Annotated in this window: 23 protein-coding genes and 1 riboswitch; of the genes, 9 read left to right on the forward strand and 14 right to left on the reverse strand. The window is 64.3% G+C overall.

Going from position 1 to position 26,450, the window contains the following annotated elements; genetic code table 11:
- Positions 1–9: 9 nt before the first annotated feature.
- Complete coding sequence (locus ACWGKN_RS03330) at positions 10–1,164, reverse strand: MFS transporter (RefSeq protein WP_452094683.1); 1,155 nt, start codon at positions 1,162–1,164, stop codon at positions 10–12.
- A 118-nt stretch (positions 1,165–1,282) separates the two neighbouring features.
- A complete protein-coding gene (locus ACWGKN_RS03335; protein ID WP_452094684.1) occupies positions 1,283–2,134 on the reverse strand; it encodes a histidinol-phosphatase in 852 nt (283 codons plus the stop codon).
- A gap of 363 nt (positions 2,135–2,497) precedes the next feature.
- On the opposite strand from ACWGKN_RS03335, the gene ACWGKN_RS03340 reads away from it, so the two are divergent.
- From ACWGKN_RS03340 to ACWGKN_RS03355, 4 genes are all read left to right on the forward strand, one after another.
- Positions 2,498–3,418, forward strand: coding sequence for a biotin--[acetyl-CoA-carboxylase] ligase (locus ACWGKN_RS03340; protein WP_452094685.1), 921 nt, complete (start codon positions 2,498–2,500; stop codon positions 3,416–3,418).
- A gap of 74 nt (positions 3,419–3,492) precedes the next feature.
- Positions 3,493–4,071, forward strand: a complete 579-nt coding sequence (locus ACWGKN_RS03345) for a biotin transporter BioY (protein ID WP_452094686.1) — start codon at positions 3,493–3,495, stop codon at positions 4,069–4,071.
- A 15-nt stretch (positions 4,072–4,086) separates the two neighbouring features.
- On the forward strand, positions 4,087–4,836 hold the full coding sequence (locus ACWGKN_RS03350; protein WP_452094687.1) for an energy-coupling factor ABC transporter ATP-binding protein: 750 nt from the start codon (positions 4,087–4,089) through the stop codon (positions 4,834–4,836).
- Positions 4,833–5,579: an energy-coupling factor transporter transmembrane component T family protein gene (locus tag ACWGKN_RS03355; protein WP_452094720.1), complete on the forward strand. Its 747-nt coding sequence runs from the start codon at positions 4,833–4,835 to the stop codon at positions 5,577–5,579. Before ACWGKN_RS03350 ends, ACWGKN_RS03355 begins: the two co-directional genes overlap by 4 nt.
- Positions 5,580–5,631: 52 nt before the next feature.
- Here the strand turns inward: ACWGKN_RS03355 and nikR are convergent, their stop codons facing one another.
- The 5 genes from nikR to ACWGKN_RS03380 form a co-directional block, all read right to left on the reverse strand.
- The gene (nikR, locus tag ACWGKN_RS03360; protein WP_424252715.1) at positions 5,632–6,081 is read right to left on the reverse strand and encodes a nickel-responsive transcriptional regulator NikR; all 450 of its coding nucleotides are present in this window, start codon (positions 6,079–6,081) and stop codon (positions 5,632–5,634) included.
- A gap of 131 nt (positions 6,082–6,212) precedes the next feature.
- On the reverse strand, positions 6,213–7,574 hold the full coding sequence (locus ACWGKN_RS03365; protein ID WP_452094688.1) for an MFS transporter: 1,362 nt from the start codon (positions 7,572–7,574) through the stop codon (positions 6,213–6,215).
- Between the two features lie 57 nt (positions 7,575–7,631).
- Entirely contained in the window at positions 7,632–8,516 is an 885-nt protein-coding gene (locus tag ACWGKN_RS03370; RefSeq protein ID WP_452094689.1) for an amino acid ABC transporter permease, read from the reverse strand.
- A 77-nt stretch (positions 8,517–8,593) separates the two neighbouring features.
- The gene (locus ACWGKN_RS03375) at positions 8,594–9,415 is read right to left on the reverse strand and encodes a transporter substrate-binding domain-containing protein (RefSeq protein WP_452094690.1); all 822 of its coding nucleotides are present in this window, start codon (positions 9,413–9,415) and stop codon (positions 8,594–8,596) included.
- 63 nt (positions 9,416–9,478) lie between these two features.
- Complete coding sequence (locus ACWGKN_RS03380) at positions 9,479–10,285, reverse strand: amino acid ABC transporter permease (protein ID WP_452094691.1); 807 nt, start codon at positions 10,283–10,285, stop codon at positions 9,479–9,481.
- A 269-nt stretch (positions 10,286–10,554) separates the two neighbouring features.
- Here ACWGKN_RS03380 and ACWGKN_RS03385 point away from each other — a divergent pair, with 269 nt between their 5' ends.
- From ACWGKN_RS03385 to ACWGKN_RS03395, 3 genes are read left to right on the forward strand one after another with little or no spacing between them, the layout of a single operon-like run.
- Positions 10,555–11,502 carry a ketopantoate reductase family protein gene (locus ACWGKN_RS03385; protein ID WP_035231553.1) on the forward strand — a complete coding sequence of 316 codons (948 nt, stop codon included), beginning with the start codon at positions 10,555–10,557 and terminating at the stop codon, positions 11,500–11,502.
- 49 nt (positions 11,503–11,551) lie between these two features.
- Positions 11,552–12,007 carry a universal stress protein gene (locus ACWGKN_RS03390; RefSeq protein WP_424253321.1) on the forward strand — a complete coding sequence of 152 codons (456 nt, stop codon included), beginning with the start codon at positions 11,552–11,554 and terminating at the stop codon, positions 12,005–12,007.
- Between the two features lie 3 nt (positions 12,008–12,010).
- Positions 12,011–12,991, forward strand: a complete 981-nt coding sequence (locus ACWGKN_RS03395; protein WP_035231549.1) for a serine/threonine-protein kinase — start codon at positions 12,011–12,013, stop codon at positions 12,989–12,991.
- A gap of 23 nt (positions 12,992–13,014) precedes the next feature.
- On the opposite strand, the gene ACWGKN_RS03400 is transcribed toward ACWGKN_RS03395, so the two are convergent.
- A complete protein-coding gene (locus tag ACWGKN_RS03400) occupies positions 13,015–14,532 on the reverse strand; it encodes an AMP-binding protein (protein WP_424253319.1) in 1,518 nt (505 codons plus the stop codon).
- A 541-nt stretch (positions 14,533–15,073) separates the two neighbouring features.
- Between ACWGKN_RS03400 and ACWGKN_RS03405 the strand changes: the two genes are divergently transcribed.
- On the forward strand, positions 15,074–16,813 hold the full coding sequence (locus ACWGKN_RS03405; RefSeq protein WP_424253317.1) for an LTA synthase family protein: 1,740 nt from the start codon (positions 15,074–15,076) through the stop codon (positions 16,811–16,813).
- Between the two features lie 27 nt (positions 16,814–16,840).
- On the opposite strand, the gene ACWGKN_RS03410 is transcribed toward ACWGKN_RS03405, so the two are convergent.
- Positions 16,841–18,190 (reverse strand): DNA recombination protein RmuC, encoded by a 1,350-nt coding sequence (locus tag ACWGKN_RS03410; RefSeq protein ID WP_052160170.1) that lies wholly within the window; start codon positions 18,188–18,190, stop codon positions 16,841–16,843.
- 292 nt (positions 18,191–18,482) lie between these two features.
- Positions 18,483–18,631, forward strand: a riboswitch (FMN riboswitch).
- Positions 18,632–18,735: 104 nt separating this feature from the next.
- Here ACWGKN_RS03410 and ribB point away from each other — a divergent pair.
- On the forward strand, positions 18,736–19,389 hold the full coding sequence (ribB, locus tag ACWGKN_RS03415) for a 3,4-dihydroxy-2-butanone-4-phosphate synthase (RefSeq protein ID WP_035231536.1): 654 nt from the start codon (positions 18,736–18,738) through the stop codon (positions 19,387–19,389).
- Positions 19,390–19,408: 19 nt separating this feature from the next.
- Here ribB and ACWGKN_RS03420 read toward each other — a convergent pair whose 3' ends face one another.
- The 5 genes from ACWGKN_RS03420 to ACWGKN_RS03440 all read right to left on the reverse strand — a co-directional run bounded on the left by ACWGKN_RS03420 (position 19,409) and on the right by ACWGKN_RS03440 (position 26,351).
- Positions 19,409–19,750, reverse strand: coding sequence for a histidine triad nucleotide-binding protein (locus tag ACWGKN_RS03420; RefSeq protein ID WP_452094692.1), 342 nt, complete (start codon positions 19,748–19,750; stop codon positions 19,409–19,411).
- A 68-nt stretch (positions 19,751–19,818) separates the two neighbouring features.
- Entirely contained in the window at positions 19,819–22,080 is a 2,262-nt protein-coding gene (clpA, locus tag ACWGKN_RS03425; RefSeq protein ID WP_424253328.1) for an ATP-dependent Clp protease ATP-binding subunit ClpA, read from the reverse strand.
- A 36-nt stretch (positions 22,081–22,116) separates the two neighbouring features.
- On the reverse strand, positions 22,117–22,431 hold the full coding sequence (locus tag ACWGKN_RS03430) for an ATP-dependent Clp protease adaptor ClpS (protein ID WP_424253312.1): 315 nt from the start codon (positions 22,429–22,431) through the stop codon (positions 22,117–22,119).
- A 121-nt stretch (positions 22,432–22,552) separates the two neighbouring features.
- Positions 22,553–23,932, reverse strand: a complete 1,380-nt coding sequence (gene holA, locus ACWGKN_RS03435) for a DNA polymerase III subunit delta (RefSeq protein WP_052160169.1) — start codon at positions 23,930–23,932, stop codon at positions 22,553–22,555.
- Positions 23,889–26,351, reverse strand: coding sequence for a hypothetical protein (locus ACWGKN_RS03440; protein ID WP_452094693.1), 2,463 nt, complete (start codon positions 26,349–26,351; stop codon positions 23,889–23,891). The genes holA and ACWGKN_RS03440 overlap by 44 nt, the downstream gene beginning before the upstream one ends.
- Positions 26,352–26,450 lie beyond the last annotated feature (99 nt).

A 26,450-nucleotide genomic window follows, 5' to 3' on the forward strand; every position in this document is an offset into this window, starting at 1 on the left:
AAACAGGCCTCAGCCGTTGCTGCGTGTTTTCGGGAAGAGGGCGATGATCGGCAGGGTCAGCAGGGGGATGGCGGCGATCACCAGCAATACCGGGCGGATGGTGTAGGTATCGGCCAGTATGCCGACGATCGGGGTGATGGCGCCCCCGAGGCCGTAGGCAAAGCCCATCATCAGGCTCGCCACCATCGACCGGCCTTTCGGGGCCAGGGTCTGGGCCATCGTCACCCCCAGGGGGAGAGGGGCCAGGACCATGGCGCCGGCCAGGGCCGACCCGAGGTAGACCCAGTTGCCGCTCAGCTGCAGCAGGAGCCAGAGGGCCGGGGCCATCAGCAGGTAGGAGAACAGGAAGACCGGCTTGAAGCCGATGCGGTCGGAGATGTGGCCGGACAGCAGGCCGCTGACCGTGCCCGACACGGTGAACAGGGAATAGATGGCCCCGGCGGCGACGACGCTGAACCCTTCCTTGACGTAGAGCACCGGCATGAAGGTCAGAAACGACTGACCGACGATCGCCCGCAGGAACATCACCAGCCAGATCAGGGCGACGACCTTCCAGGCGTCGCCCAGGCTTTCCTTCAGCGCCCCGAAGAACCCCGAGCGCTTGAGCCCTTCGCTCTGCGGCGGCGGAATCACCTTCACCAGATAGAGCAGCACCAGCAGTCCGGCGACCATCGTCCACGGCATGGCGGTCAGGCCGAAGGTGGCGACGTACCAGGTGATGAACAGGGGCCCGAGACCGAAGGCCAGGGTGCCGCCGGTGTTGAACAGCGACATCGAGAACCCGGCCTTCGAGCCGGCATAGACCGGCACCATCCCGGTGACCGAGGGGTGGAACATCGACGAGCCGATCGAGCCGAGGGCGACACACAGCAGCAGCAGCCGGAAATTGGGGGCGATACCCGCCAGCGGCACGAAGACGATCGTCAGCGCCAGGCCGGTGAAGATGAAGGCCCGGGTGGGATTGCGATCGGCGAGGTAGCCGACGGTCGGTTGGATGATGAAGGCCAGCAGCCGCATCGTCCCGGCCAGGACGCCGACCTGGGTCAGGGACAGGCCGAGTTTGTCGACAAACACCGGAAACAGCGGGCTGATGAAGGCGGTATAGAAGTCGCCGGTGAAATGGATCAGGGTCAGGGCGAACAGTACTTTGAGGTTGGCGGACATAGGGCAAAAACCGAAAAGGTGAGGGGGGCGGCGCTGTGGCCGCTCGGCGGCCAGGCACGATACGGCGGTATCGGCAAGCGTCGGGTGCCGCTGTGAGCGGCGGCGGCCGGGTCGGGAATCAACAGGTCAGCAGTTTGGGTTGACGCCAGTTGGTGTCGAACCCCATTGCCGCCAGAATGGCGACCCCTGTGTCCATGTTCGCCGCCACCGAGTCCAGGCCGTGCGAGTCATCACCGGGGACGACGGCGATCCCCATGTCCCTGGCAATCTGCAGGATCGGCCTGGAGATGTAGGGTTCGCTCGCCCCCTTCAGCAGGGAGCGGAGGTTGAAGTCCATTATGAGGTCGAGATCCCGGATGAGGGCCAGGTTTCTCCGGATCCGCTCCATGATCGCCGGTTGCCGGAGCCTGGACTGGTACTCGGGGTCGAAGATCCGGATGAGGTCGAAGTGGCCGACCACCGCCGGCTGCAGGAGTTTGATCATCTCGTACTGCTGATCGAAATAGCGGCAGTAGAGGGCGTCCTTGCCGCCGACCGCCGCGGCGGTCCGGTCATACTGCTCCCGGGAGTAATCGAAGCCCATATCGTCGACGAAATGGACGGAACCGACTAGGTAGTCCGGCTGGAAGGTCGCGATCAGGTCAGGGATGAACTGTTCATAGCCGCTGTAAGTCTCGATCTCGATCGCGGTGAAGATCCTGATCTCGGAGGCGTATTTCCGCTGCAGCCGCCGGCACTCAGTGATGTACTCGCGGAAGCGGGTCATCAGAAATTCAAGGGTGAGTCCGGCCGCGATCTGGTCGGGATAGCGCAGGGCGTCGCGAATGGCCGGCACATGCTCGGTGATCCCCACCCAAGGGAATTTCAGGAGAATATACTGTTGGATGATTTCTTCCAGGGTGTTGGTGGCATGGTGGCAGAATTGGCCGCTGTGACCACCATGGACGGAGACGAATGGTATTGATTGCATCGGGTTGTGTCAATTTATCTGTGGAACACCGGCGGACTGCACCATCGACGCGCCTAGTGGGGTGTACGGAGCGGAGAAAAGTTCGTCGGGAACTTCTCCGCGATCTTCCCGGGCGCACGCAGGCCCGGAATAGGGCGCACGCAGGCCCGGAATATCGAGGCCCGGATTGTAACACTGTCCTTCGACTCTTGAAAGCTCAATATGAAGAGCGCGACGTTCATTCATAATGACCGCCGGCTGTCGACCGATCAGGGTCCGGCGTCTCTGGCGCGGAGGAAACGCCCCTCACGCGACGCTTGACATCGACCGGAACAAATGGTTAACCATCTGCATATTACTGGTTAACCATTTATCGGCGAGACGATGAAAAAACGCATACTGGAAATGCTGCGTGAAACTTCCCAACCGCTGTCGGGACAGGAGATCAGCCGGAGGCTGGAGGTCTCGCGGGTGGCGGTGTGGAAGCATATCAGTCAACTGAAGCAGAGCGGCCTGGCGATCGAATCCACTGCCAGGGGCTACCGCCTCCTGACCATCCCCGATACCCCCTTCCCGTGGCTGTTCGGTCCCCGCTCGGCGCTGATCCATTATCATCCCGAACTCGATTCGACGATGAACCGGGCCATGGACCTGGCTCGCGCCGGCTGTCCCCCCTATACCGTGGTTGTCGCCGATCGCCAGCTTCAGGGGCGCGGCCGGATGCAGCGCCAGTGGCAGTCGGAGGAAGGCGGCCTGTATTTTTCCATGGTGCTGCGACCCACCCTGCTCCCCAGGGTGTGCCCGGTGATCAATCTGGCGGTGGCCCTCGATCTGGTGGCAACCCTGGCCCGCTGCTGCGGCATCGCCGCCCGGGTCAAGTGGCCGAACGATGTCCTGGTCGACGGGCGCAAGATCGCCGGCATCCTGTCGCAGATGGAGGTCGAGGCCGATCAGGTCGCCTTCATCAATGTCGGCATCGGCCTCAACCTCAACAACCGGCCGGAGATTGCCGACAAACCGGCGGTCTCGGCGCTGCAGCTGACCGGCCGGCGGAGCAATCGAGCCGAGATCCTGGCGGATTTTCTTGATCGGTTCGAGGCGCGGATGGCGGCCTTTTCCCGCGCTGATGTCCTGCAGCAGTGGCGGGAGCGCACCATCACCCTTGGCCGGAGGGTGGCGATCACCACCCTGCGGGACAGCTGCGAAGGGCTGGCGGTCGATATCGATGACGAGGGCGGGCTGATCCTGGAAATGGCCGACGGCGCCCGCCGTACCGTCTTTTACGGCGATTGTTTTCACACGTAGGCAAGGAGCAGGCGGGACGCCGGACCGTCTCGTTTCAAGCACCAGCACACCATTCTCCCCTTATGAGGAATGCCATGCCCAATCAACCGCTGGACCTGCACCGCCTGGTCCTCGCCTCGCTGCTGGCGGCGCTGATCGCCGTCGGCGGCTACATCGTCATCCCGATCGGCCCGGTCCCCATTGTCCTGCAGAATCTGTTTGTCCTGGTCGCGGCGCTGCTGCTGGGCAGCCGCTGGGCGGCGGCCAGCGTCGCCGTGTATCTGCTGGCGGGCGCCTGCGGCCTGCCGGTATTCGCCGGTGGCGGCGGCGGCCTGGGTCATCTGTTCGGCCCCCGCGGCGGCTACCTCTTCGGGTTTCTGATCGCCGCCTGGGTCGTCGGCCGGATCTCGGAGACGTTCCGGCAGCGGCCGGTGGCGGAGATTATCGGGATGGTCGTCGGCAGCCTGATCATTTACGCCATCGGCGTGCCCTGGCTGCAGATGATGCTCGGCCTCGGCCTGGGCAAGGCCCTGGCGGTCGGCATGTACCCCTTCATCCCCGGCGACATCGTCAAGATCGCCGCCGCCTATGCCATCGTCAAGGGCGTCCGGCCGCTGCTGCACTCTGGCCGCCGGCCGGATCATGGCCGGTCGCAGGCCGAGCCGGCGGAATAACACCGCCGGATGGTGATGGATATCATAAAGATTTCAGGTCTGTACCACCGCTATCCGGACGGCCGCCCCAGCCTGGAGGGGATCGACCTGACGATCGCCCGCGGTTCCTTCGTCGTCTTTGCCGGGGCCAACGGCGCCGGCAAAAGCACCCTGCTCAAGCATCTCAACGGCCTGCTGCGGCCCCAGGAGGGGACGGTGCGCATCGCCGGCGTCCCTGTCGAGCAGGACCTGCTCCACGCCCGGCGGACGGTCGGGATGGTGTTCCAGGACGCCGACAGCCAGATCGTCGGCGAAACGGTGTCCGACGATGCCGCCTTCGGCCCGGAAAATCTCAACTGGCCGGCCGCCAGGATCCGGGAATCCGTCGACTCGGCGCTGGAGCTGGTCGGCCTCGGGGCGCTGCGCGACCGCAGCCCGCATCTGCTGTCCGGTGGGGAAAAGCGCCGCCTGGCGATCGCCGGGGTCCTGGCGATGGAGCCGGAGGTCATCGTCCTCGACGAGCCCTTCGCCAATCTCGACTATGACGGCGTCCGCCAGGTCCTCGCCCGTATCGTCGCCCTGCATGCGAGCGGCCGGACCATCATCGTCTGTGTCCACGACCTGGAAAAGGTGCTGGCCCATGCCCAGCGGCTGATCATCCTGCAGCGGGGCCGGATCGCCGTCGACGGCCCGCCGGAGACGGTGGTGCTTGCGGCCGAGACCTACGGCATCCGGCTGCCGGCCGCGATCAGGCTGGGCGGGATGGTGGAGTCGTGGCTGCAATGATCATCGGCTTCCACTCCGGGCGCACCGTGGTCCATCGGGTCGATGCCCGGATCAAGCTGGCGGCCTTGGCGCTGTTCAGCCTGGTCAGCCTCCGGACCGGCTTCCCGGGCCTCGGCCTGGCCCTGGCCGCCGCCCTGGTGCTGCTGGCCGCCGCCCGCTGTTCGCCGCTGCACTGCCTGCGCGGCCTGAAATGGTACCTGGTCCTGCTGGGCTGCATCGTCGCGGCGCGGGCGGTGACGACGCCGGGCGAACCGGTGGTCGCTCACCCCTGGCTTCCTGGCACTCGACAGGGTCTCGAGGCCGGTCTGGTGCTGGCCGGGCGCCTGCTCGTCATCGCCCTCTTCGGCCTGCTGGTCACCGTCACCACCCGGCCGTCGCATATCCGGGCGGCGGTCGAGTGGTATCTCCGCCCGATCCCCTTCATTCCGCAGCAGCAGGTCGCCACGATGATCGGCCTGCTGGTGCGCTTCATCCCGGTCATCCTCGCCCAGTCGGCGGAACTCGACGACGCCCTGCGCGCCCGCGCCATCGAACAGCGCCGCAACCCGCTGCGCCGCATCACCCATCTCGGCATGCCCCTGCTGCGCCGGACCTTCGTCACCGCCGACCGGCTGGCGTCGGCGATGGAGGCCCGCTGTTACGGGATGGAGCGCACCGGCCATCAGTGGCGGACCGGGACCGGCGACTGGGCGGCGCTCGGGCTGATCACCGGGTTCTGCGCGCTGCTGCTGGCCATCTCCTGATCACCTTCCGGCTCGTTGCCGGGGGCTGTTCGCCGGGGGCGGCGGTTCGGCGTCAGTGCAGGAACCGGCCGGTGCTGCTCATCGCCAGATGGCCGTCACGGATGCCGCGCAGGGCGACCAGCTTGTCCGACAATTCCTGGATCTCTTTGGCCTTGCCGCGAACGATGATGACCTCCAGACAGTTGTCATGGTCCATATGGACATGGGTGGTGGAGACGATGTGATGGTGATAGCCATGCTGGACCTCGGTCACCTTGTCCTGCAGCTTGTGCTGGTGATGGTCGTACACCAGGCTGATGACGCCCATGACCTCCTTGTCGGCCTGCCACTCCTTTTTGACGAAGGCCTTGCGGATGAGGTCGCGGATGGCCTCGGAGCGGTTGGTGTAGCTCCGGGCCCGGATGTGATTATCAAAAATTTCGAGCAGATTTTCCTCGAGCGAGATCGAAAATCGTTTCAGCATGTTCTGTGTGTCCCTTGTCGGTGAAGATTCGCTGGGAATCAAGCTCTCATCGTGCCCACCGCCTGGCGGAAACGTCAGGCGATCATTGTGCTGTAACTATAGCGTGGTTTTCGGCAAAACTGCAAATGGTTGCGGCCGGGGGCGGCAAATCGACGATCCGGCGGTCCGGCTCAGCCTCTTCGGCTGATCTCGGCGGATTTTCCGAGGCGCAGGCTGAAGACGGCGATGATCGGAACGAGGATGGCGAGGGCGTACCACGGCAGCCACCCTATCGCCCCGATGAAGGCGGCATCGGCGGGCGGCAGGGGCGAGCTGCCGGCGCCGCGGCGCCGGAGCTCGCCGACGAGCACCGCGAAGAGGATGCCGATCAGGCCGTAGGCCAGGTTGAAGGCCATGCCCTTGAAGCTGAGGACGGTCGCCCGCTGGTGCGAGGGAGTGATCCGGTTGAGGTAGTGGCTGCTGAAAAACGACTCCAGCATCATCAGGAAGAAGATCAGCGCGATCGGCAGCAGGCCGAGGTAGGGGAAGAAGGCGGCGGTGGCGCTCAGGGCAACCAGGGTCAGGCCGGTCAACCACAGGACGTTGGCGGCCGGTGAGAATCGCTCGACCATCCGTTCCGCGACCTTGGGCGAGACGATGCCGAGCAGCGACATCCCCGCCCCGATCAGGCCGAAGCTCGCCTCGGGCAGGGCGATGAGGCGGAAATACTGGCTGGTCAGGGTGACGACCAGACGCAGGATGTGGTCGTAGACCATGCCGAAGAGGATGACGGCGAGGGCGAAGGGGGTCCGGGCGATCCACCGTCCGGCGGCCAGGGTCATCCGCCCGGTCTCGGTCATGGTGCGGAGGATATCCCCCGGGCGAAAGCGTTGTCCCGGACCGGCGGCCGCCTCGCGGATGCGCAGCGTGACGCCGCAGGCGCCGATGGCCAGCAGCAGGGTCAGGAAGATGGGGTAGCGCATGGTGGTCTGCTGGTCGACCTGGAGATCGGCGCCGATCCAGGACAGCAGCCGGTTGACCATCACCGGGTCGTAGATCAGGGCCCCCACCGCCATCGACACGACCGCGGCGACCGAGCGCAGACGCATCTGGACGCTGAGGACCCGGGGCCAGTCCCTGGTATCGCCTTCGGCGGCAAGCGAGTCGTAGGCGATGGCCTCGTCGGCCCCCGAGGCCAGGGCCTCGGCCAGACCGCTCAAAATCCGGTTGACGAGGAAGACCGAAAAGATCAGGGTGCCGTTGCCCAGCGGCACGAAGCAGATCAGGGCCATTTCGGCGACCATCAGAAACGAGGTGGTGACCACCAGCCGCTTGCGGCCGATGATGTCGGCCAGGGCCCCGGTGGGGACCTCGGCGCAGAAGATGGTGATCGCCCAGACCGTATTGAGGAGGGAAAACTGCTCGATGGTCAGGCCGTAATCGAGGAACAGGATGGTGAAGACCGGATAGTAGAAGCGGGAATTGAACAGGATCCGGAACAGGATGAACAGCCTGATGTTGGCGATGGAAAAAGGGGACGGTGATTTCAACATCGGCGGCTCCGGGGTGTGGGGGGCGGGGAACGGCTGCATAGGTTTCGCTGCCGCCCGTCAGTGCAGGGTCCGGCGGTACTTCCGTTCGAGCCGATGCACCGCCAGCGACAGACCGAGACAAAGGACGAGGTACATCGCGGTGATGGTGATCCAGATCTCGATTGTCGCCTGGGTCGAGGCCATGACCTGCATCCCCTGGAAGGTCAGTTCCTGGATCGAGATGATCGAGACGATCGACGAATACTTGATGGTATTGATGAATTCGCCGGCCAGCGGCGGCAGCATGACGCGGATGGCCTGGGGCAGGATGACCAGTCGCAGCACCAGGAACTTCGGCAGGCCGAGGGAGCGCGACGCCTCCCACTGGCCGGCCGGGATCGATTGGATGCCGGCCCTGACGATCTCGGCGATGTAGGCGGCCTGGAACAGGCCGATCGTCATCGCCCCGGAGATGAAGGGCGAGATCAGGGTCGGGTCGCCGGCGGCCAGGGTCAGGGCCCGGCGGACGGCGGCCGGGCTGTGGCGGATCAGGGCGTCGATCTCGAAGTGGGAGAGGAGGCGGTCGTTGACGAAGTAGTAGAACAGAAACACCAGGACCAGGGCCGGGGTGTTGCGGATAAATTCGATGTAGACGCGGCTGAGCAGCCGCGGCGCGAGCCGGGTCGCGACTCGCATCACCCCGAGGATGACGCCGAGCGCCAGGGCGAGGAGCATTCCCCAGACGCTCAACCGGATCGTCGTGACCAGGCCTTCGAGCAGGGCGTTGGCCACCCACCGCTGCTGCTCGTCGTCGTAGCGGACCAGGTACGTCGGGATGATCCCCCAGTTCCAGTTGTAGTTCAGGTTGAAGAACATCCGGTAGAGGAGGAAGACCGCAGCACCGATCAGCCCGGCGAGGACGAACCAATCGAGACGGCCGAGCTGTCGTTGCAGTCGTGGCATGGGGGCGTTGGCGTTGAAGCTGAAAAGGGAGGGGGCGACGTTCGGATCCCCTCCCTCCGGGCAAGGTGATGAACGATCTACTGGACCTGGCTGGCCCAGTCCTTGGCGCCGAACCAGTAGTCGTGCCGTTCCTGCAGCCAGCCTTCGAGCTGGACCAGGGTGATCCAGCTGTTGAAGCAGGCCAGGGTGTCGGGATCACCCTTGGGCAGCGCGAAGGCGATCGGTTCCCTGGTGAAGGTCTCGGTGAAGGGCAGAAACAGCGTCTCCTTGTAGTCGGCGGCCTCGAAGGCCGGCCGGGGGGCGCTCTCGACCACCGCATGGACCTGGCCGTTGCGCAGTTCCTGGTACAGCTGGGTCTCGTTGTCGAACATCCGCAGGGTGGCCTTGGGCAGGTATTTCTTGGCGGCGGCGGCGGCGGTGGTGCCCAACTTGACGGCGATCTGCACCTCCGGCTTGTTGAAGTCCGCCAGTTGGGTGAAGCCGGCGGCCTTGTGGCGGTGAGCGACGAGCGACATGCCGGAGTAGTCGTAGGGGAGCGTGAAGTTGACCTTCAGCGACCGCTCGGGGGTGATGCCCATGCCGCCGATGATGACATCGAACTTGCCGGTGAGGAGGGCGGGGATGATGCCGGACCAGGCGGTGGGGACGAATTCGACCTTGACCCCGAGATCCTTGGCCAGGCGGGTCGCGACATCGATCTCGAAGCCGATCAGCCGGCCGTTCTTGTCCTTCATCGCCCAGGGCTGGAAGGTGTCCATGCCGACGCGCAGGACCCCTTTCTGCATGACCCGCTCGATGGTGCTCTCGGCAGTGAGCTGCTGCCGGGCCGTTGCGGCGAAGGTCGTGCCGGTCATCGCCACGACCAGCAGGACCAGGGTAAGGATCAGTGTTCTCTTCATCGTCATCTCCTGTGGTTGATTGAATGGGGTGAATGCCGGGACCGGAAGGTGATCGGCTTCATGTCAAGGCAGTTTCAGTCGTTGTTCCAGGGCCCCGGCCGCCAGCGACAGGAAGATGGTGATCATCAGGTAGAGGGCGGCGACCGTCAGCCAGATCTCGAAGGTCAGGAAGGTCTCGGCGATGATCGCCTGGGCGTGCATCGTCAGGTCGTAGATGGCGATGGTGCTGACCAGGGCCGAATCCTTGACCAGCGAGATCGTCTGGCTGGCCAGCGGCGGCAGGGCGGTGCGAAATGCCTGGGGCAGGATGACCTTGCGGTAGGTGGCGTAGGTCCCGAGCCCGAGGCTGTAGCTCGCCTCGACCTGCTGGTGCGGGACGGACAGAATGCCCGAGCGCAGGATCTCGGCGATATAGGCCCCCTCGAAGAGGCTGAGGGAGAGGAGTGCCGCCGGCAGCCGGTCGAGTCCGAGCAGCGGACCGAGGACGAAATAGATGAAGAAGATCTGGATCAGCAGTGGGGTATTCCGCATCAGCTCGACATAGATCCTGGCCAGCAGCGACGCCAGAGGGGAATGCGAAAGCCGCAGAACGGCGGCGGTCAGGCCGATCGCCAGGGCCAGAACGAGACTGTACGCCGACAGCTGCAGGGTGACGAGCAGTCCGTGGACCAGCGGTCCGGCGATGAGATCGCCGGCATCGATGGTCCACAGGTAGCGGGGGATCCGGTACCACTGCCAGTTGTAGCCGATGCCCTGCGACCCCGAGACGAATACCGTGCCGATCCCGGCCCCCAGCGCCAGGAGCATGAAGACGTCGATCATCGGCGAGCGGGACAGGCGACGCAGGACGGCGGGGAATGGAAGGTTCATCGGCGTAGAGACGGGCTGCGGATTCATTATGATAATCAATATCATTAAAGACTACCTGCTTCGCCGCCAAATTGCCAGGTTCTTTTAGCCGTTGCCGCCAAAAAAACCGGGCTGATCATGGGGCGCAGGGGCGCGGAGCGATGGTTCGGCCTCGGTCGAAACGGCTATTTACTTTTCGGCGCCGGTCACTATACAATGAACAAAGGCCGCAACGGTGGAGAGATCATGGCGATGGCCGGCGGCGGGCAATTCGACGCGGGAGAGGGCATATGAAGATTGTGATTGTGGGTGGCGGGGCGATCGGCCGGCTTTTCGGTTCTTTTCTGGCGAAGGGGAACAACGAGGTGACGCTGGTCGATATCGACCGCGAGATCGTCGGGGCGATGCAGGATCATGGCATCGGCGTCCTGGCCTGTGACGAGGAGGACCCCGAGGCGGCGACCATGGTGCCGGTGAAGGCGATCAGCGACGGGTCCTCGATCAAGGAATGCGACCTGGTCCTGTTGATGGTCAAGTCCTATTCCACCCGGGTCGCCGTCGAGAGCATCGCCCACCTGGTTTCGGACAACTGCCCGCTGCTGGCGATCCAGACCGGGCTCGGCAACATCGAGGCGGCCGGTCGGATTGTCCCGACCGACCACATCCTGGCCGGCATGACCTTCATGTCGGGGACCTCGCTCGGCGGGGCCACGGTACGGTACGGCGGCAGCGGCACGACCTATATCGGAGAACTCGACGGTCGGCTGTCACCGCGGGTTGAGGCGATCAAAAAGATATTCAACGACTGCGGGATCGATACCCGGATGTCGAGGCGGGTGATCGGCCGCCTGTGGTGCAAGGTCATCGTCTATGCCGCCATCAATCCGCTGTCCTCGCTGCTCAAGGTCCCGAACGGCTGCCTGATCGACCGGATGGAGTCCATCACCCTGATGAAAAGGTTGCTCGACGAGGGCCGCCGGGTGGCCGAGGCCTGCAATATCGATCTGGCCGGCAGCGATCTCTATGAACAGCTCTTTGAGGCCTGCCGGCGCAGCACCAACAATCTTTCGTCGATGCTGCAGGACATCCTCAACGAGCGCAGCACCGAGATCGACGCCCAGAATGGGGCGATCTGCCGCTACGCCGAAGAGCACGGGATCGCGGCCCCCACCCACCAGACCATTTTCGAGTTGATCAAGCTGCTCGAGAAGTGGCGGCCGGGGCTCGAACAGCTGTGACCGTCCGGTGGCGGTGCGGGGGTGACTACCTTTTCCTTAAGAGGAAGACATGGATGACTGGCAGAGATTTCTGATCGCAATGGACAAGTCGGAGACGTCGCGGCGCGCCGTACGCTATGTCGGCAATATGGCCCGCGGACTGGCGACGAAGCACATCCATCTCCTCCACGTCTACCCGGAACCGCCGCCTGATTTCTATATCAAGGGGGGGCAGCTGGACCGCTACCAGATGCTGAAGGACGAACGGGCCGGTCTTTTTCTCCAGGATGCATCGATCATCCTCGAGGGGATGGGGATCAACGGCAGGGATATCAGCCAGCAGATCTGCATGGCCGAGGGCAAGACGATCAGCCAGACCGTCCTGGACATCCGCAAGGAGGGGGGATTCGGCACGGTGGTGACCGGTAAGCGCGGGGTGTCGAAGGCCGAGGAGTTCCTCTTCGGCTCGATCTCCAACGCCCTGGCCCGGCATGCCCGGGACTTCACCGCCTGGATCGTGGGGTAGCCGATGATCGACCTGAGCTATTTCCCGTTGCGGATCCTGCCGCGGCTCAAGGACCATCCGGCCGTCAGGAGCCTCCGCCGCCAGCCGAGGATCTGGCGGGACACCAGTGATTTCAGCAGCATCGACTACGGCGACATCATCCTCGTCGACAACCGCTGGTTCCTGGTCGTCGGCTACATGCGCGAGGGGCGTTTCGGCATCGACGAGCAACCGAAGCAGTGGGTGCCGAAGGTCAATGACCTGGAGACCGGCGAGTCGAACATCCTCAAACTGGTCTTCCATGAGACCTACTCGATCAAGTTCGGCGATCTCACGGTCACCTGTTACCGCAACCCGGAGAAGGAGGCGCGGGTCCTCGAGCTGGTGCGGGGCAACCCGGCCTTCATGCAGGGCTATTCAGCCCTCGACGATGCCGACAACCTGGTGCGGATCCTCGATGTGGTGCAGGGAAAGCGGATGGACAAGTATCTCCAGCGCCTGGGCGAGAGCCATGAGGAATATTTCCGCGACCACCTGGTCGGCGTCCTGCAGCGTTTCCTCGTCTCGGTCCAGGCGATCGCCTATCTCCACGGCCATGGCCTGAAGCACGGCGACATCCGCCGCGACCACATCTTCGTCGACTGGGATAGCGGCCACTTCTCGTGGATCGATTTCGACTACGACTTCTACCTGCCGGAACGGCCGTATGCGATGGACCTGTTCGGCCTCGGCAACTGCCTGCTCTACATCGTCGGCCGCCGCAATTTCCGTGGCCAGGATGTCCTGGAGGACCCGGAGTTGGGCGAGAAAGTCTTCTCTTCGCTGCGGATGGAGGATATGTCGCTGCTCGCCCGGGACCGGGTCTTCAACCTGCAGAAGATCTATCCCTATATCCCGGAGCGGCTCAACGACATCCTGATGCATTTTTCTGTCGGGACATCGGTGATCTATGATACGGTCGACGAGTTTCATGACGAACTCGCCGACTGCATCGCCTCGCTGTAGGAGGAGAGTGACGGCCGAGGCCGTCAGGCGGCCAGCTTCTCCCGGGCGAGTTCGGTGATGGTGCGGAAGTCGATCTTGCCGCTGCCCATCTTCGGCAGGGTTTCGTAGACCAGGAAGGTCCTCGGCAGGGCGATCGGCGGCAGGTGCTCGGCCATCTTCTTCAGGGTGGCCTTTTCGTCGAGCTTCGCGGTGACCACGGCGACGATCCTGGCCCCCTTGATGGAGTCGGGGACCTCGACCACACAGCACTCGACATCCTCGGGCAGAGTCTTTTCCAGGACATCCTCGATTTTCACCAGCGATACCATCTCGCCGCCGATCTTGACGAAGCGCTTGAGCCGGCCGACATGCCAGAGGTAGCCGTCGGCGTCGATATTGCCCATGTCGCCGGTGTCGTACCAGCCGCCGCGGATATGCATGAAGGTCTCTTCGAAATCGTCGAAGTAGCCCTTCATCACGTTGTCGCCCTTGATCAGGATGCGACCGTCCTCGCCCGGGCCGCAGGTCTCGCCGGTCTGGTAGTTCTCGATGCGGACCTCGACTCCGGGGATCGGCCTGCCGACACTGCCGGGGCGGTTGAACTCCGGGGTGTTGGTGGAGATGACCGGCGAGCACTCGGTGGCGCCGTAGCCTTCCAGCAGCGTGACGCCATGCTTGGTCTTGAACCCATCGCGCAGGGCGTCGGGACACTTGTCGGCCCCGGCCAGGGCGATCCGCAGGCTGGCGAAATCCCCTTCCTCCGATTTGCGCAGGTAGCCCCAGAAGAAGGCCGGGGTGCCGATCAGAAACGTGGCCTGCTCCTCCCGCACGATGGTGCAGATCTTCTTGAAATCGAGAGGGTTGGCGTAGGTGAGCAGGGTCATGCCGTGGTAGATCGGCAGCCACAGGTTGGTGGTCAGCCCGAAGACATGGAAGAACGGCAGGGTGCACATGAAGATGTCGTCTTCCCTGAATTCGAAGGTCGGGGTGACCGACTCGATATTGGCGAGGATGTTCCTGTGGGTCAGCTGGACCGCCTTCGGGTCTTTTTCGCTGCCGCTGGTGAAGAGGATCACGGCGGTGTCGTTCGGATTGCCGCCATGGACCAGTTTCTTGATCAGCGCCGCCGGCAGTTTCGAGATCAGGGCGGCGACGGCCTTCTGCAGGCCGGTCAGCCCGGCCATGATGTCCTCGATGTAGATCATCCCCTCGACATAGGGACAGTCGATCTTTTCCAGCAGGGCCTTGGAGGTGATGATGGTCCTGAAGGCGCATTTGTTCCGGGCATAGCGGGCGTTGTGCTCGGCGCCGGTAGAGTAGTTGATCATCACCGGCGTCCGGCCGCTCATCAGGATCCCGCACTTGACGAGGATGCAGCCGGCCGAGGTCGGGATCATGACACCGATGAAGCCCTTTTCGAGCTTGCGGAAAATCCGCGACAGGAGAATGCTGGCGAGCAGGGCGCGGCCGTAGGTCAAATCGTTGCCGGTGGAGAAATCACGGATCCCGGTCTTCTTGTACAGCCTCTTGGCGACCTCGATGAAACGGTGATGTAAGAGCACTATGGTCTCCTCCTGTTCTTCCTGGCCTCGGGTCAACGCTGAATCCGCCAACGGCCTTGATGCGGCGTTCCCCTACCCCTTGACGCTGAAAAATCCAAGTACCATGTTTCAAATGCTTTGGCAACTTCAAGTCGCCGCACTTCCGGAGGCCCGGAGGGCGGGGCGGGAGCGGCTTCGAAAACGACCGCGATGGGCATCGGTCGGGAATCCGGACGGCGGGGCACAATTTCTTTTGCCATGGGAATGGTTCCTCCTTATCTTGTGACGTACGCAGTCGCACGCCAGGGAAATCAACACCAACCTTCACCCGTCGGAACCATGTCCATGCGTAAAATCACCTCGATGACCATGCCGGTGTCTCTGGTCCTGCTTGAAATCGGCGCCCTCTCGGATTTCGAGGGGAATTTCCCTTGTCGCCTTGAGACAGGGAGAATACAGTAGCCTGGATGATATCCAGCTGCCGCCCGACGGCGCCGACGGCGACCGGCGGCGACGTTCCGATCGTGATTGCACCCGATGTTTCCCGGAGAAATCAGCCTGTATGTTGAATTCAGCCCCACCCTCGTCTTCCTTCCGGGGACAACGGACGATAGTCGGGATCCTGCGGACCCTGCTCGTCAACCGTTACACCCTCTTTCTGCTTTTCCTCACCCTGTATACGGCGCTGGTCGAGCAGCTCGGGGGGTTAAACGGCGGCTGGACCTTTCTCAGCCACCAGTATTTCGAGATCGCTCTGCTCTTCTATATTTACTGGTATCTCAATGCCGTCGTCCGCCCGTCCCGCTGGCAGGCCTTCCTGGCCGCCGCCCCGATTCTGCTCGCCTATATCGGCCAGGACATCTACTACCTGCTGCTCGGCAAGGTGTTCCGGTTTGTCGAGTTGACCGAGGTCAAGGAACTGCTCAACGTCACCTCGACCACCTTCCTGGCCCTGATCGTCCTCGCCGCCGTTATCACGTTCTGCGGCATGCTCTGGTGCATCAACTATCGGCGGCCGAAGGCCATTGTCCTTGGTCTGCTGCCGCTGGTCCTAGTCGTCGCCGCGACCCAGTATTCACCTGAAAAGGTCGTCCGCAGCTACAGGTTGATGCGACTGTGGGTGGTCAATTGGTCCGACGAGATGCCGGTCGAACTGAACGGCCGCTTCGTCATGCTGGTCTACCGCGAGGCGGAACGGCGGATCTCACTGAACCGGACCGCCACCTTCCAGGATCGGCCCGCTTACGAACTGGAGGCCAGAAAGCGGGCGGAGTGGCTGAAAAAAACGGGATCGAAGCGGAATGTCCATCTGGTGGTGATGGAGAGCTTTGTCGATCCGACCCTGTTCAAGGGGGCGATCTATACCAGGGACCCGGTCCACCCCGATTTCCGCCGGCTGTTCGGCGATCGCATGGGTTTCTCGGTGTCCCCGGTCTTCGGCGGCAAGACGTCCCAGGCCGAGTTCGAGGTGCTGTGCGGGGTGCCGGCCTTCCAGGAGCTGGCCGGAGTCGAGTTCAATTCCTTCACCGGCGTTCCCGCCTACTGCCTGCCGGGAACCCTGCAACTGGCCGGCTATCGGACGGTGGCGACCAACTCCTTCAAACCGACCTTTTTCAACGCCGTCAGCGCCTACGAGGGGATAGGGTTCGGCGAGATGTACTTCCCCAGGGAGTATGTCGACGATGCCACCACCTACCTGTCGACCGGCGATACCACCGGCGAGATCTACATGTTCGACGGCGAGCTGTTCCGCCAGAACCTGCAGTTCGTCGAGGAGGCCCTGAGCGATAAGGACGCGCCGCCGCTGTTCAACTACGTGCTGACGATGTTCGGTCACCTGCCGTATGTGCTGAACCAGGACAAGCGGCCCTACCTGCTGAAGCTGCTCTCCCGCTATCGCGATCCCACCCTCGAACGGGTGGCCAACCTGTTCTACTACCGGTCACAGGCGGTCGCCGCCTATGTCAAACGGCTGGTGAAGATCGATCCCCACAGCCTGATCATCCTCGTCAGCGATCACGTGCCGCCGCTGCAGGGGCTGACGACCTACAAGAAGCTGCGGTATCTCGACAACCGCAAGGACAGCCTCCATCTCAACCGCATCCTGTTCATCGAGGACGGCAAGGTCAAGACCCATGCCACCATCCACCATTACGATGTGCCGAAGATCATCCTCGACTATCTGTCCCAGGGACAGTACTGCCGCGAGAACCTCTGCGGCTTCGCCAAGAACCGGCTGCTCTCCGACCGGGACGGGCTGCGCGACGAGTACCTGCGGCTGATGGCCCATGCCATCGACTGAGGATGGATGGCGTTTTCGGCGGGAGGGTCAGTTTTTCAACTCGAGATCGGTCCTGTCGATGACGGCGCGCGAGAGCTCCTTTCGCGCCTTGACCCCGAGTTCGGTCAGCTGGCCGGCCTGGGCGATCAGATTGCCCCGCCCCTGGCTCAACTTGGCCATCGCCGCCTCGTAGGTGTGGTGGCAGCTGCCGAGCTGGCGGCCGATCTTTTCCATATCCTCGACGAAGCTGCACAGCTTGTCATGGATCAGCCCCGCCCGCCTGGCGATCTCCTGGGCGTTGCGGCTCTGGTGCTCGTAGCGCCAGATGTTTTCGACCGTGCGCAGGGTGGCCAGCAGGGTGGTCGGGGTGGTGACGATGATCCCCCGGCGGAAGGCCTCGTCAAAGAGCCGTTCGTCCTGCTGCATGGCGGCGACGAAGGCGGCCTCGATCGGCATGAACATGATGACGAAATCGAGTGACCTGATCCCCTCCAGGTCGCTGTAATTCTTGCCGCCGAGGGAGGTCAGGTGGTCGCGGACCGCGGCGGCCAGCTCGCTCAGGGCCCGCTGGCGGGCCGGCTCCTCTTCGGCGCCGACGTACCGTTCCCAACTCACCAGCGACACCTTCGAGTCGATGACGATGTCCCGGCCCTCCGGCAGGTGGACGACGACATCGGGGCGGAAAAGGCGGCTGTCCCGGTCGCGCAGACTCTCCTGGCAGTCGTATTCCTGGCCGCGGCGGAGGCCGGATTGCTCGAGCACCCTCTCCAGCACCATCTCCCCCCAGTTGCCCTGGATCTTCTTGTCGCCCTTGAGGGCGCGGGTGAGGTTGACCGCCTCGGTGCTGATCTGCCGGTTGAGGTCGCGGAGACGGAGGATCTCGTCCTTCAGCGAGGTCCGCTCCCGGGTGTCGTTGGCGTAGATGTCGCCGATCTCCTTCTTGAACGCGGTCAGCTGATGGTGAAAGGGCTGGAGGATCGCCTCGAGCCGCTCCCGGCTCTGGCTGCCGAATTTTTCGCTTTTTTCCTCGAAGATCCGGTGGGCGAGCGATTCGAACTGCAGGCGGAGTTCCTCCCGCGCCTCTTCCAGCAGGCTCAGCTTGTCGCCGGCGTTTTGCCGCTCGCCGGCGAGTCGGGTCTCCAGTTCGACGATCCGCAGCTTCTGCTCGACGATCCGCCGTTCCGCGTCGCCGGCCGTGGACTGCAGCGCCGCCAGGTCTTCTGCCAGGGCCTGATGGCGCCGCTGCAGGCGGCGATGGCGGAACAGCATCGCCGCGAGCAGTGCCAGGAGGAGGACCAGGGCAGCCGTGAGGAGGAGCAGGAGCAGCGGCAGCGGGACGTCCGGGAGCAGCGGGGTGAGGAGATCGATGAGGGAAGGTGCGGTCGATTGAGTCTGCATGGGCAATGTATACCCGCCAGCGGCGGAATGGGCAACAGCCAGTTCGGCGTCTTCCGGCGGAAACGCCGGGGCAGGCCCGTCGGGGATACTTTGTGGCTCTTGACTTTGCGGCGAATGTCTTTATGCTGGGAGGTGCCCAACGGCGTGGTGATCTGCACGACGTCTGAACAAAAAATTGATCTGCGGGGGGAACTGCCTATGGGAAAATGACATGATTTGACGATCGAACAACATCCACGCATCCGATGAGCCCGGGCAGGTTGGAAGACCAGGGGCCATTGGCTGCAGATACTGCAATTCTCAGGGCGGGGTGCGATTCCCCACCGGCGGTATTCCGGCTGGTCCGGAGAGCCCGCGAGCGCCTGTTGCGAAAGACAGGGTCAAGCAGATCTGGTGCAAGGCCAGAGCCGACGGTGACAGTCCGGATGGAAGAGAATGACACGGTGGGGCGCAGTCGCGTTCCGCTTCACTGTACGGCCGTGCGTCCGCATCGGCCGCCTTCCTGGTATGCCCTGGTTCAGGTAACAAAGAAGGAGCAATCTACCATGAATCAGTCGTTATTGAGTCAATTCGGTGACCCGCGACAGCGGGTGGATCAAGCCCTGGCCGCTCTGCAGGCGGGTCGGGGGATACTGCTCGTCGATGACGAGGACCGTGAAAACGAAGGGGATCTGATCTTTTCGGCCAGACATCTGACCGAGGAACAGATGGCGATGCTGATCCGCGAGTGCAGCGGCATCGTCTGCCTCTGCCTGACCGAGGAAAAGGCCGACAGCCTCGACCTGCCGCCGATGGTTGTTGCCAATGAGAGCCGTCATGGGACTGCCTTCACCGTCTCGATCGAGGCGAAAACCGGGGTGACCACCGGGGTTTCGGCCCGGGACCGGGTGCGGACGATCAAGGTCGCCGCCGCCGAAGACAGCCGGCCCACCGATCTCAGCCGACCCGGCCACGTCTTCCCGTTGCGGGCGAAAAACGGCGGGGTGCTGGCCCGGCGCGGTCATACCGAGGGAACCGTCGACCTGATGCAGTTGGCCGGTCTCGGTCCTGCCGGGGTATTGTGTGAACTCACCAGCCCGGACGGGACCATGGCGCGCCTGCCGCAGATCGTCGATTTTGCCCGGCGGCATCGGATGAGTGTCCTGACGATCGAGGATATCGTCGGCTATCGCCGGGATCGGTCCGAATCCGAGACCTGAGCCCGGGTCGGGCGGCTCATCAACCCGGCGGCCAGTGCAGCGGCCGGCCGCCGATGATATGCATGTGGATGTGGAAGACGAGCTGCCCGGCATCCGCCCCGTTGCTCAGTACCAGCCGGAAGGCGTTGCCGATGCCGTTGTCCGCCGCCACCTTGCCGGCAATCCGCATCATCCTGCCGATCAGCTGGTCGTCCTCTTCGGCGATCGATGACGGTCCGACGATATGTTTCCTGGGGATGAGCAGGATGTGCTGCGGGGCCACCGGGGCGATATCCCGGAAGGCCACCAGATCGTCGTCCTCGTAAACGATCTCGGCCGGAATCTGGCCGACGGCGATTTTGCAGAAGAGACAGTCGGTCATGGGCGTGCTCCTGGCGGGGGAAAAGGAAAGGGCCGTCCGGGGGGACGGCCCTGTGGCGTTGTCTTGCGTCAATGCGTATAGATGAAGTGCAGGCGCCCATCGTCCAGGTCGACCCGGGCCTCGCCGCCCCGGGTCAGTTCGCCGAACAGGATCTGCTCGGTCAGGACATCGCCGATCTCGGCCATGATCAGGCGGCGCAGCGGCCGGGCGCCGAAATCCGGGTCGTAGCCCTTCTCGGCGAGCCAGGACTTGGCCGCTGCCGACAGCTTGATGCTGACCCGTTTCTCGGCCAGCTGGCCTTCCAGTTCCCGGATCAGCTTGTCGACCACATTCTCCATCGCCTCGTGATTCAGGGCCCGGAAGGTGACGATGGCGTCGAGCCGGTTGCGGAACTCGGGGGCGAAGACGCGGTTGATCGCCGACTGGTCGCGGCCCTTTTTGCCGGTGACGAAGCCGATGCTCCGGGTCGTCAGTTCCCGCGCTCCGGCGTTGGTGGTCATGATCAGGATGACATTGCGGAAATCGGCCTTGCGTCCCGAGTTGTCGGTCAGGGTCGAATGGTCCATGACCTGCAGCAGGATCGAGTAGATGTCCGGGTGGGCCTTTTCGATCTCGTCGAGCAGCAGCACGGTGTGCGGGTGCTTGCGGATCGCCTCGGTCAGCAGACCGCCCTGGTCGAAACCGACATAGCCGGGGGGCGAGCCGATGAGGCGGGAGACCGCGTGCTTCTCCATGTACTCGCTCATGTCGAAACGCTCGAAGTGGACATTCAGCACCCGGGCCAGCTGGCGGGCGACCTCGGTCTTGCCGACGCCGGTGGGGCCGGCGAAGATGAAGCTGCCGGTCGGCGAATCGGGGTTGCCCAAGCCCGCCCGCGACCGCTTGACGGCGGCGACCACCGCATCGATGGCCTCGTCCTGGCCGAAGACGACCTGGCGCAGTCCCGTGCCGAGCTCCTTCAGCGAGCCGATGTCCGAGGTGGTGGTGGTCTTGGCCGGGATCCGGGCGATCTTCGATACCACCTTTTCGACATCGACGACCCTGACCATCGCCCCTTTGCGGCCCTCGAGACGGAACATCGACCCGACCTCGTCCATGACGTCGATGGCCTTGTCGGGCAGGAAGCGTTCGTTGATGTAGCGGTCGGCCAACTCGGCCATGGCCCGGACCGCGCCCTTCGAGTAGCGGACCTGGTGGTGCTTTTCATATTTTCCCCGCAGTCCCTTGAGGATCAGGCAGGTGTCATCGACCGAGGGCTCCTCGATATCGATCTTCTGGAAACGGCGGGACAGGGCCCGGTCCTTTTCGATCTGGTTTTTGTACTCCTCGTAGGTGGTCGAGCCGATGCAGCGCAGGAGGCCCGACTGCAGGGCCGGCTTGAGCAGGTTCGAGGCGTCCATCGAACCGCCGCTGGTCGCCCCGGCGCCGACGATGGTGTGGATTTCGTCGATGAAGAGGATGGCGTTGTCCTTGTTCTCGATGGCCTGGATGACACCCTTCAGCCGCTTTTCGAAATCGCCCCGGTACTTGGTGCCGGCCACCAGTCCCCCCATGTCGAGGAGGTGGATCTCGACATCCTGCAGCAGGTCGGGGACGATGGCCCTGCGGCCCTCGGCCCGGGCGACCTTGTCCTCATGGATGCGCAGGGCCAGCCCTTCGGCCATCGCCGTCTTGCCGACTCCCGGTTCGCCGACCAGGAGCGGGTTGTTCTTCTTGCGCCGGCACAGCACCTGCATGATCCGGCCGATCTCCAGTTCGCGGCCGATCAGCGGATCGAGCCGGCCTTCGGCGGCCAGCTGGGCCAGGTTGACGGTGAAGTCCTTGAGCGATTTCTCCGCCGCCACCTGTTCCCTGGTGTCCGGCCCTTCCGGCGGCCGCGGCAGGGGCTCCTTCTGCAGCCCCTCGGGCAGTTCGTGGGAGATGAAGTTGACCACCGCCATCCGTCCGACGCCGACCGAACTGAGGAAATAGACGGCGTGCGATTCGGTCTCGGCGAAGATCGAGACGAGGACATCGCCGCTGTCGACCTCCTGCTTGCCGCAGCTCTGGACGTGGGCGACGGCCCGTTGCAGGACGCGGTTGAAGGCGATGGTCTGGGCCGGTTCGGCCGACCCGGTCGACGACAGCTTCGGGATCTCGGCGGCGAAATACTGCTCGAGCTTTTCCTTGAGGGTGTCGGTCGAGCCGCCGCATTCGCTGATGATAAACGACGTCAGCTCGTCATGGAGCAGGCCGTAGAGCAGGTGCTCGACGGTGACGTACTCGTGATTGTGGTTCTTGGCTTCCCTGATCGCCCGTATGAGGGCCTTTTCCAATGTTTTACTCAGCATATGCATACCGTCTGTGCTGCGGTTTATCTTGTACGCTCAGGCCCTCTCCATCGAGCAGCGCAGCGGGAATTCCTTCAGCCGCGCCAGGCTGTGTACCTTATCTATCTTCGTTTCGCAGATCTCCTGGGTATATATTCCGGCGATGCCAATCCCCTGTTCATGGACATTGAGCATGATCCTCGTCGCCTCGGCCGGGGATTTATGAAATATCCCGATCAAGATCGACACGACAAATTCCATCGACGTGTAGTCATCGTTGTGCAGCAGCACCTTGTACAGCGGCGGTTCGGTGATCTCCGTCCGGTCCTTGGTCGCGACCGAGCCCTGCAGCGCTTCTTTCTTTCCTGACATCGATAGTGGTCTGTTGTCGAATAGGCGTGGTTGCCGGTAAATCCGTCCAGTCTTTTTCTATCATAATAACGAAAAAGACATTTTCAACATCGAAAGAGGGCGCAGACCTCCGGTCCCGCCTTCAGCCTCTCTCCCTGCCGTGCTCTTTCGCCCGCAGCATGGCGAGGAACAGTTCCTCGAGGACCAGACGCGGCGGCAGCGGCGACCCCTTGAGGCGGTACTCCGCCGCCAGCAGCATCTCCAGAATATCCCGGAGGACTTGGCAGGAGAAACCGGCGGCGGTGGTGAAGGCCATGAAGAGGGCGTAGGGGTGGCCCTTGAACAGCTCCGGCCATTGCCCCGTCTCCTTCAGCGCCGGGAGGTAGTCGTTCTGGAACTGGCGGGGGTTCATGCCGTGGTGCCAGCGAGGCTCGGTCCGCAGCTGCAGGGAGCGGAAGATCAGCAGGCGGCGGAGGTAGTTGCGCATCGTGGCGAGGATCGCCAGACCATGGGTGCCGCTGTCCTGGAGGCGGTTCAAGATCTCCAGCGTCCGTCCCGCCTGGCCTTTGCCGAAGGCGTCGGTCAGTTCGTAGAGGGCGTCTTCCCGGCTCCTGCCGACCATCGCGTCGAGGTCGGCAACGGTGATGAGCGGGCGATCCTCGGCGTAAAGGGCCAGTTTTTCGGTCTCCATGACCACCGCCACCGGCTGGAAGCCGACCCGTTCGAACAGGAGCTCGAGGGCCCGCGGTTCGATCTTCTTGCCGAATTCAGCGACAGTCTGCTGCACCAGCCGGCGCAGGACATCCTTCTGCTCCCCCTGGGCAGCGGCCCCCGAGCCCGTGGCGACGGCGCAATCGACCACCAGTCCGTGTTTCTTGATCGTGGTGAAGAGTTTCTGGCGCCGGTCGGCCTCCTCGACCGTGAGGATCAGGATATTCGCCGGCGGCAGGCCCTTTTCGATCGCGGCGATGTACCGCTCGGCGATGCCGGCCTCCCTGCCGCCGGCTCCAGCGCCGCGCTCGGCCCCGGCCGCCAGGCCGTCGGCCCAGCTCAGGTCGCCGACCGGCCGGGCGAAACCGAAGGCGGTCTGCCACTGGCCGGCGTCGATATCGGTGATCGGGGTGGCCGATTCACGGTCGATGCCGCCGATCTGCAGCAGGGAGAGCAGCGGCCGGACGGCCGATTCGGGATGGCCGCTCTCTTTCGCCTGGACGGCCCGGTTCCAGACCGCCGCGGCCGTGGTCTTCGACTGGAAGATCCGGCTGTCGCCGACCCGGAAGATCTGCCGCCCCGGCAGCAGCGAGAAGCTGGTGAGCTTGATCAGGGTCACCGCCGGATCCTCGACGTCGCCGTCGATGCTGTGCACCGTCGCCGGCGCGGCGGCGACGATCGCCTGCTGCAGCAGGTCGGCCGCCTCGCGGGCGAGGTAGCGTTCGCCGAGGCAGAGGCAGACCCGGGGCGGCTCCTGGCCCTGCAGGTCAGCGAGCAGTGGCGGCAGTTCGGCGCGTTTGATCAGGGGCATCGGTTTGCGGTTTCCGGTCCATGATTTTATGAAGGATCGCCGGCAGCGAACCCGGCTGCAGGTAGTCGTCGCCGAGATTGGCGCTGATGATGGCGGCCGATTGCCGGGCCAGTTCCTCCCAGCTCAGTCGGCCCCGGTGGCGGGCGATGACCTCGAACAACTGGCGGTTGTAGGGGTTGTTGATGGTTGTCTTGCCGGTGCCGATGGTGGCCAGGATGTCGACATGGTTATGGAACATCCGGTTGAGCTCGGAATAGGCGCGGATGCCGCCGCAGGAGCCGATGCTGAGGAAACGCTGCTTGGCCCGGAGGTCGGCGGCGGTGACGGTGCCGGCGGCAAGGAGATCCTGGATCGGATCGAGCAGCTGTTCCCGGCGCCAGTAGCTGTGGCCGCGCTGGGCGAACATCTCGCTGCCGCTCTTGAGGAACCGGGCGAGCAGGTGCCGCTGGGTCGCCTCGCCCTGGTAGACGAAGACCGAATGGCTGATCGCGACCCCGTTCATCGACCTGGTCCAGTCGATGACCACGGGGTGGGCGGCGGCGAGCTGCAGCAGCCGGCCCAGTCCCGCGCCGCCGGTGGCGACCGCCGCTATGGCCGAATGGGCCGCGGCGGCGGCGGGGGCCGACAGGCCGGGCAGGGAGTAGGTGACCGACAGGCGCGGCCGGTAACCGCCGGCGGCGAGGGTCCGGCTGTTGGAGAGGTAGGAGGAGCGGCCGTCATCATCGTCCTGGAACACCGACAGGCTCTGGAGGCGGCCGTCGGCGATCCACTCGGCGAAGGGCGGGCGGGTGTAGGGGGCGAGATCGATCGGCCCGAGGGTCGCGACCATCGCCCCGATTCCGGTCCTGTCGGCCGGCGACAGCAGGGCCGGGTATTCGTGGAGATAGTACTGGAGGATGATCCGCACCTGGCGGGAGAAGAGGCCGTTGGTGCTGTTGGCGGCGTCGAGCAGCAGGTCGATGAGGTAGGACCGGGCGGGCGGGGCGATCGTTTCGAGGATATGGCCGAAGGTCGCCGAGAACAGGATCAGGCTGAACTCGTTGTGCAGCGCCGAGCGGGCGACCAGGTCGAGGACCTGCTTCTGCTTCACCGGGTTCGCCGGGAGAAAGACGGTCAGTTTGCCCTTCTGGGCCAGGCTGGCGATGCAGTCGGAGGCGAAGACGCTCTCGGGGTCGGTGGCGACGAGAAACGCCAGCAGGTCACCGCCGAAGCCGGCGACGATCCGCTCTTTCAGCACCGGGACCAGGATGTCACGGAAGGAGGAGTCGTAGAGGTCGCTGCCATGGGCGAGGAGGACATAGATATTGGCGCTGGTGAGGTCGACGGCCGCCTGCTTTCTCGCCGCCGCCGTCGCCCGGCGGAGGACGGCGATCGCCTCGCCGCGGCTGCCGGCCGCAAGCAACCGGCGCATCCCGGCCCCGTACTGCTGCTGCACCGCCGGCTGCAGCCGGTGCAGCAGGCCGAGGAGGCGGTCGCCGGAAGAGCCGGCCAGCATCCCGCTGCCGATCTCCCGGCCGCGGTCGTCGGTGATGTCGTGCAGGTTGTTGATCCGCCACAGCGGATAATCGGCGGCAGCGGCGAAGATCCGGAGGAGGGTCGTCCGGTCGGCGGGCGACATCTGGAGGAAGGCCCGTTCCCGCTCCTGCCGGGGGATGGTGAAATATCCCCGCAGCCAGGCGGCGGCGAGGGCGGCGGTCATGTCCGGCTGCATGAACAGGGCGCGAGCGTTCCAGGCCTCGCTCTCGCTCAGGAACCGGAGCCGTGCCAGCCCGGCCAGCGCCTCCGGCGCGGTGATCCCTTTGATCCGGCACTGCTGCTCGGCGGCCCAGCGCTGCCGCTCCCGCAACTCGTCGATCAGCTCGAGCCCCCGTTCGGTCTCGGCGGCGGTGATCGCGGTCACCGCAAACAGCCCGCCCGCCGCCCAGCGGCCGGGTTCGTCGAGGCGCTCGACTCGGTCGATCAGCCGGAACAGGTCGTCGACCGACATCGCGGCAACGTGGGCCAGGCCGGCGAGGGCCCTGGCGGTGACGAAATCGACCGGAGCCAGCCGCTCGATCAGCCGCCGGCAGTCGTCGACGGTCACCCCGTCAATCGTGACCAACTTCTCGAGCAGCGGCATGTGGTCATAGCGGATTTTCCGGGTCGGCAGCCGGCGCAGGGCAGCGGCCGCCTGGTCCCTGGTCATCGCCGGCAGGGAACAGATGGCCCGGAAGGCCCGCATCCCTGTGTAGGACAGGGCCCGGATGAGGCGTTCATCCTCGGCGGCCGGCAGGGTCCCGGCGCCGGGGAGCTTGGCGTACATCTCGAGGGTCGTGGTAGAGACGGTATCCTTGATCGCTGCCGCTTCCACGTCTGCGGTCGAGGTCGGCAGGACGATAATGAAGAGCAGAAGGAGGCGGAAGGCCGGGAATATGTTCACGTGGTGCCGTCGTCGGTGTTCGGAGAGGTACGAGGCCGGCGGCGGCATATTTGCCGCGCCGAATTGCTGCAGGACACAGTGTACCGGATTCGGGCCCCG

It is taken from the genome of Desulfoprunum sp. (genome assembly GCF_053613775.1).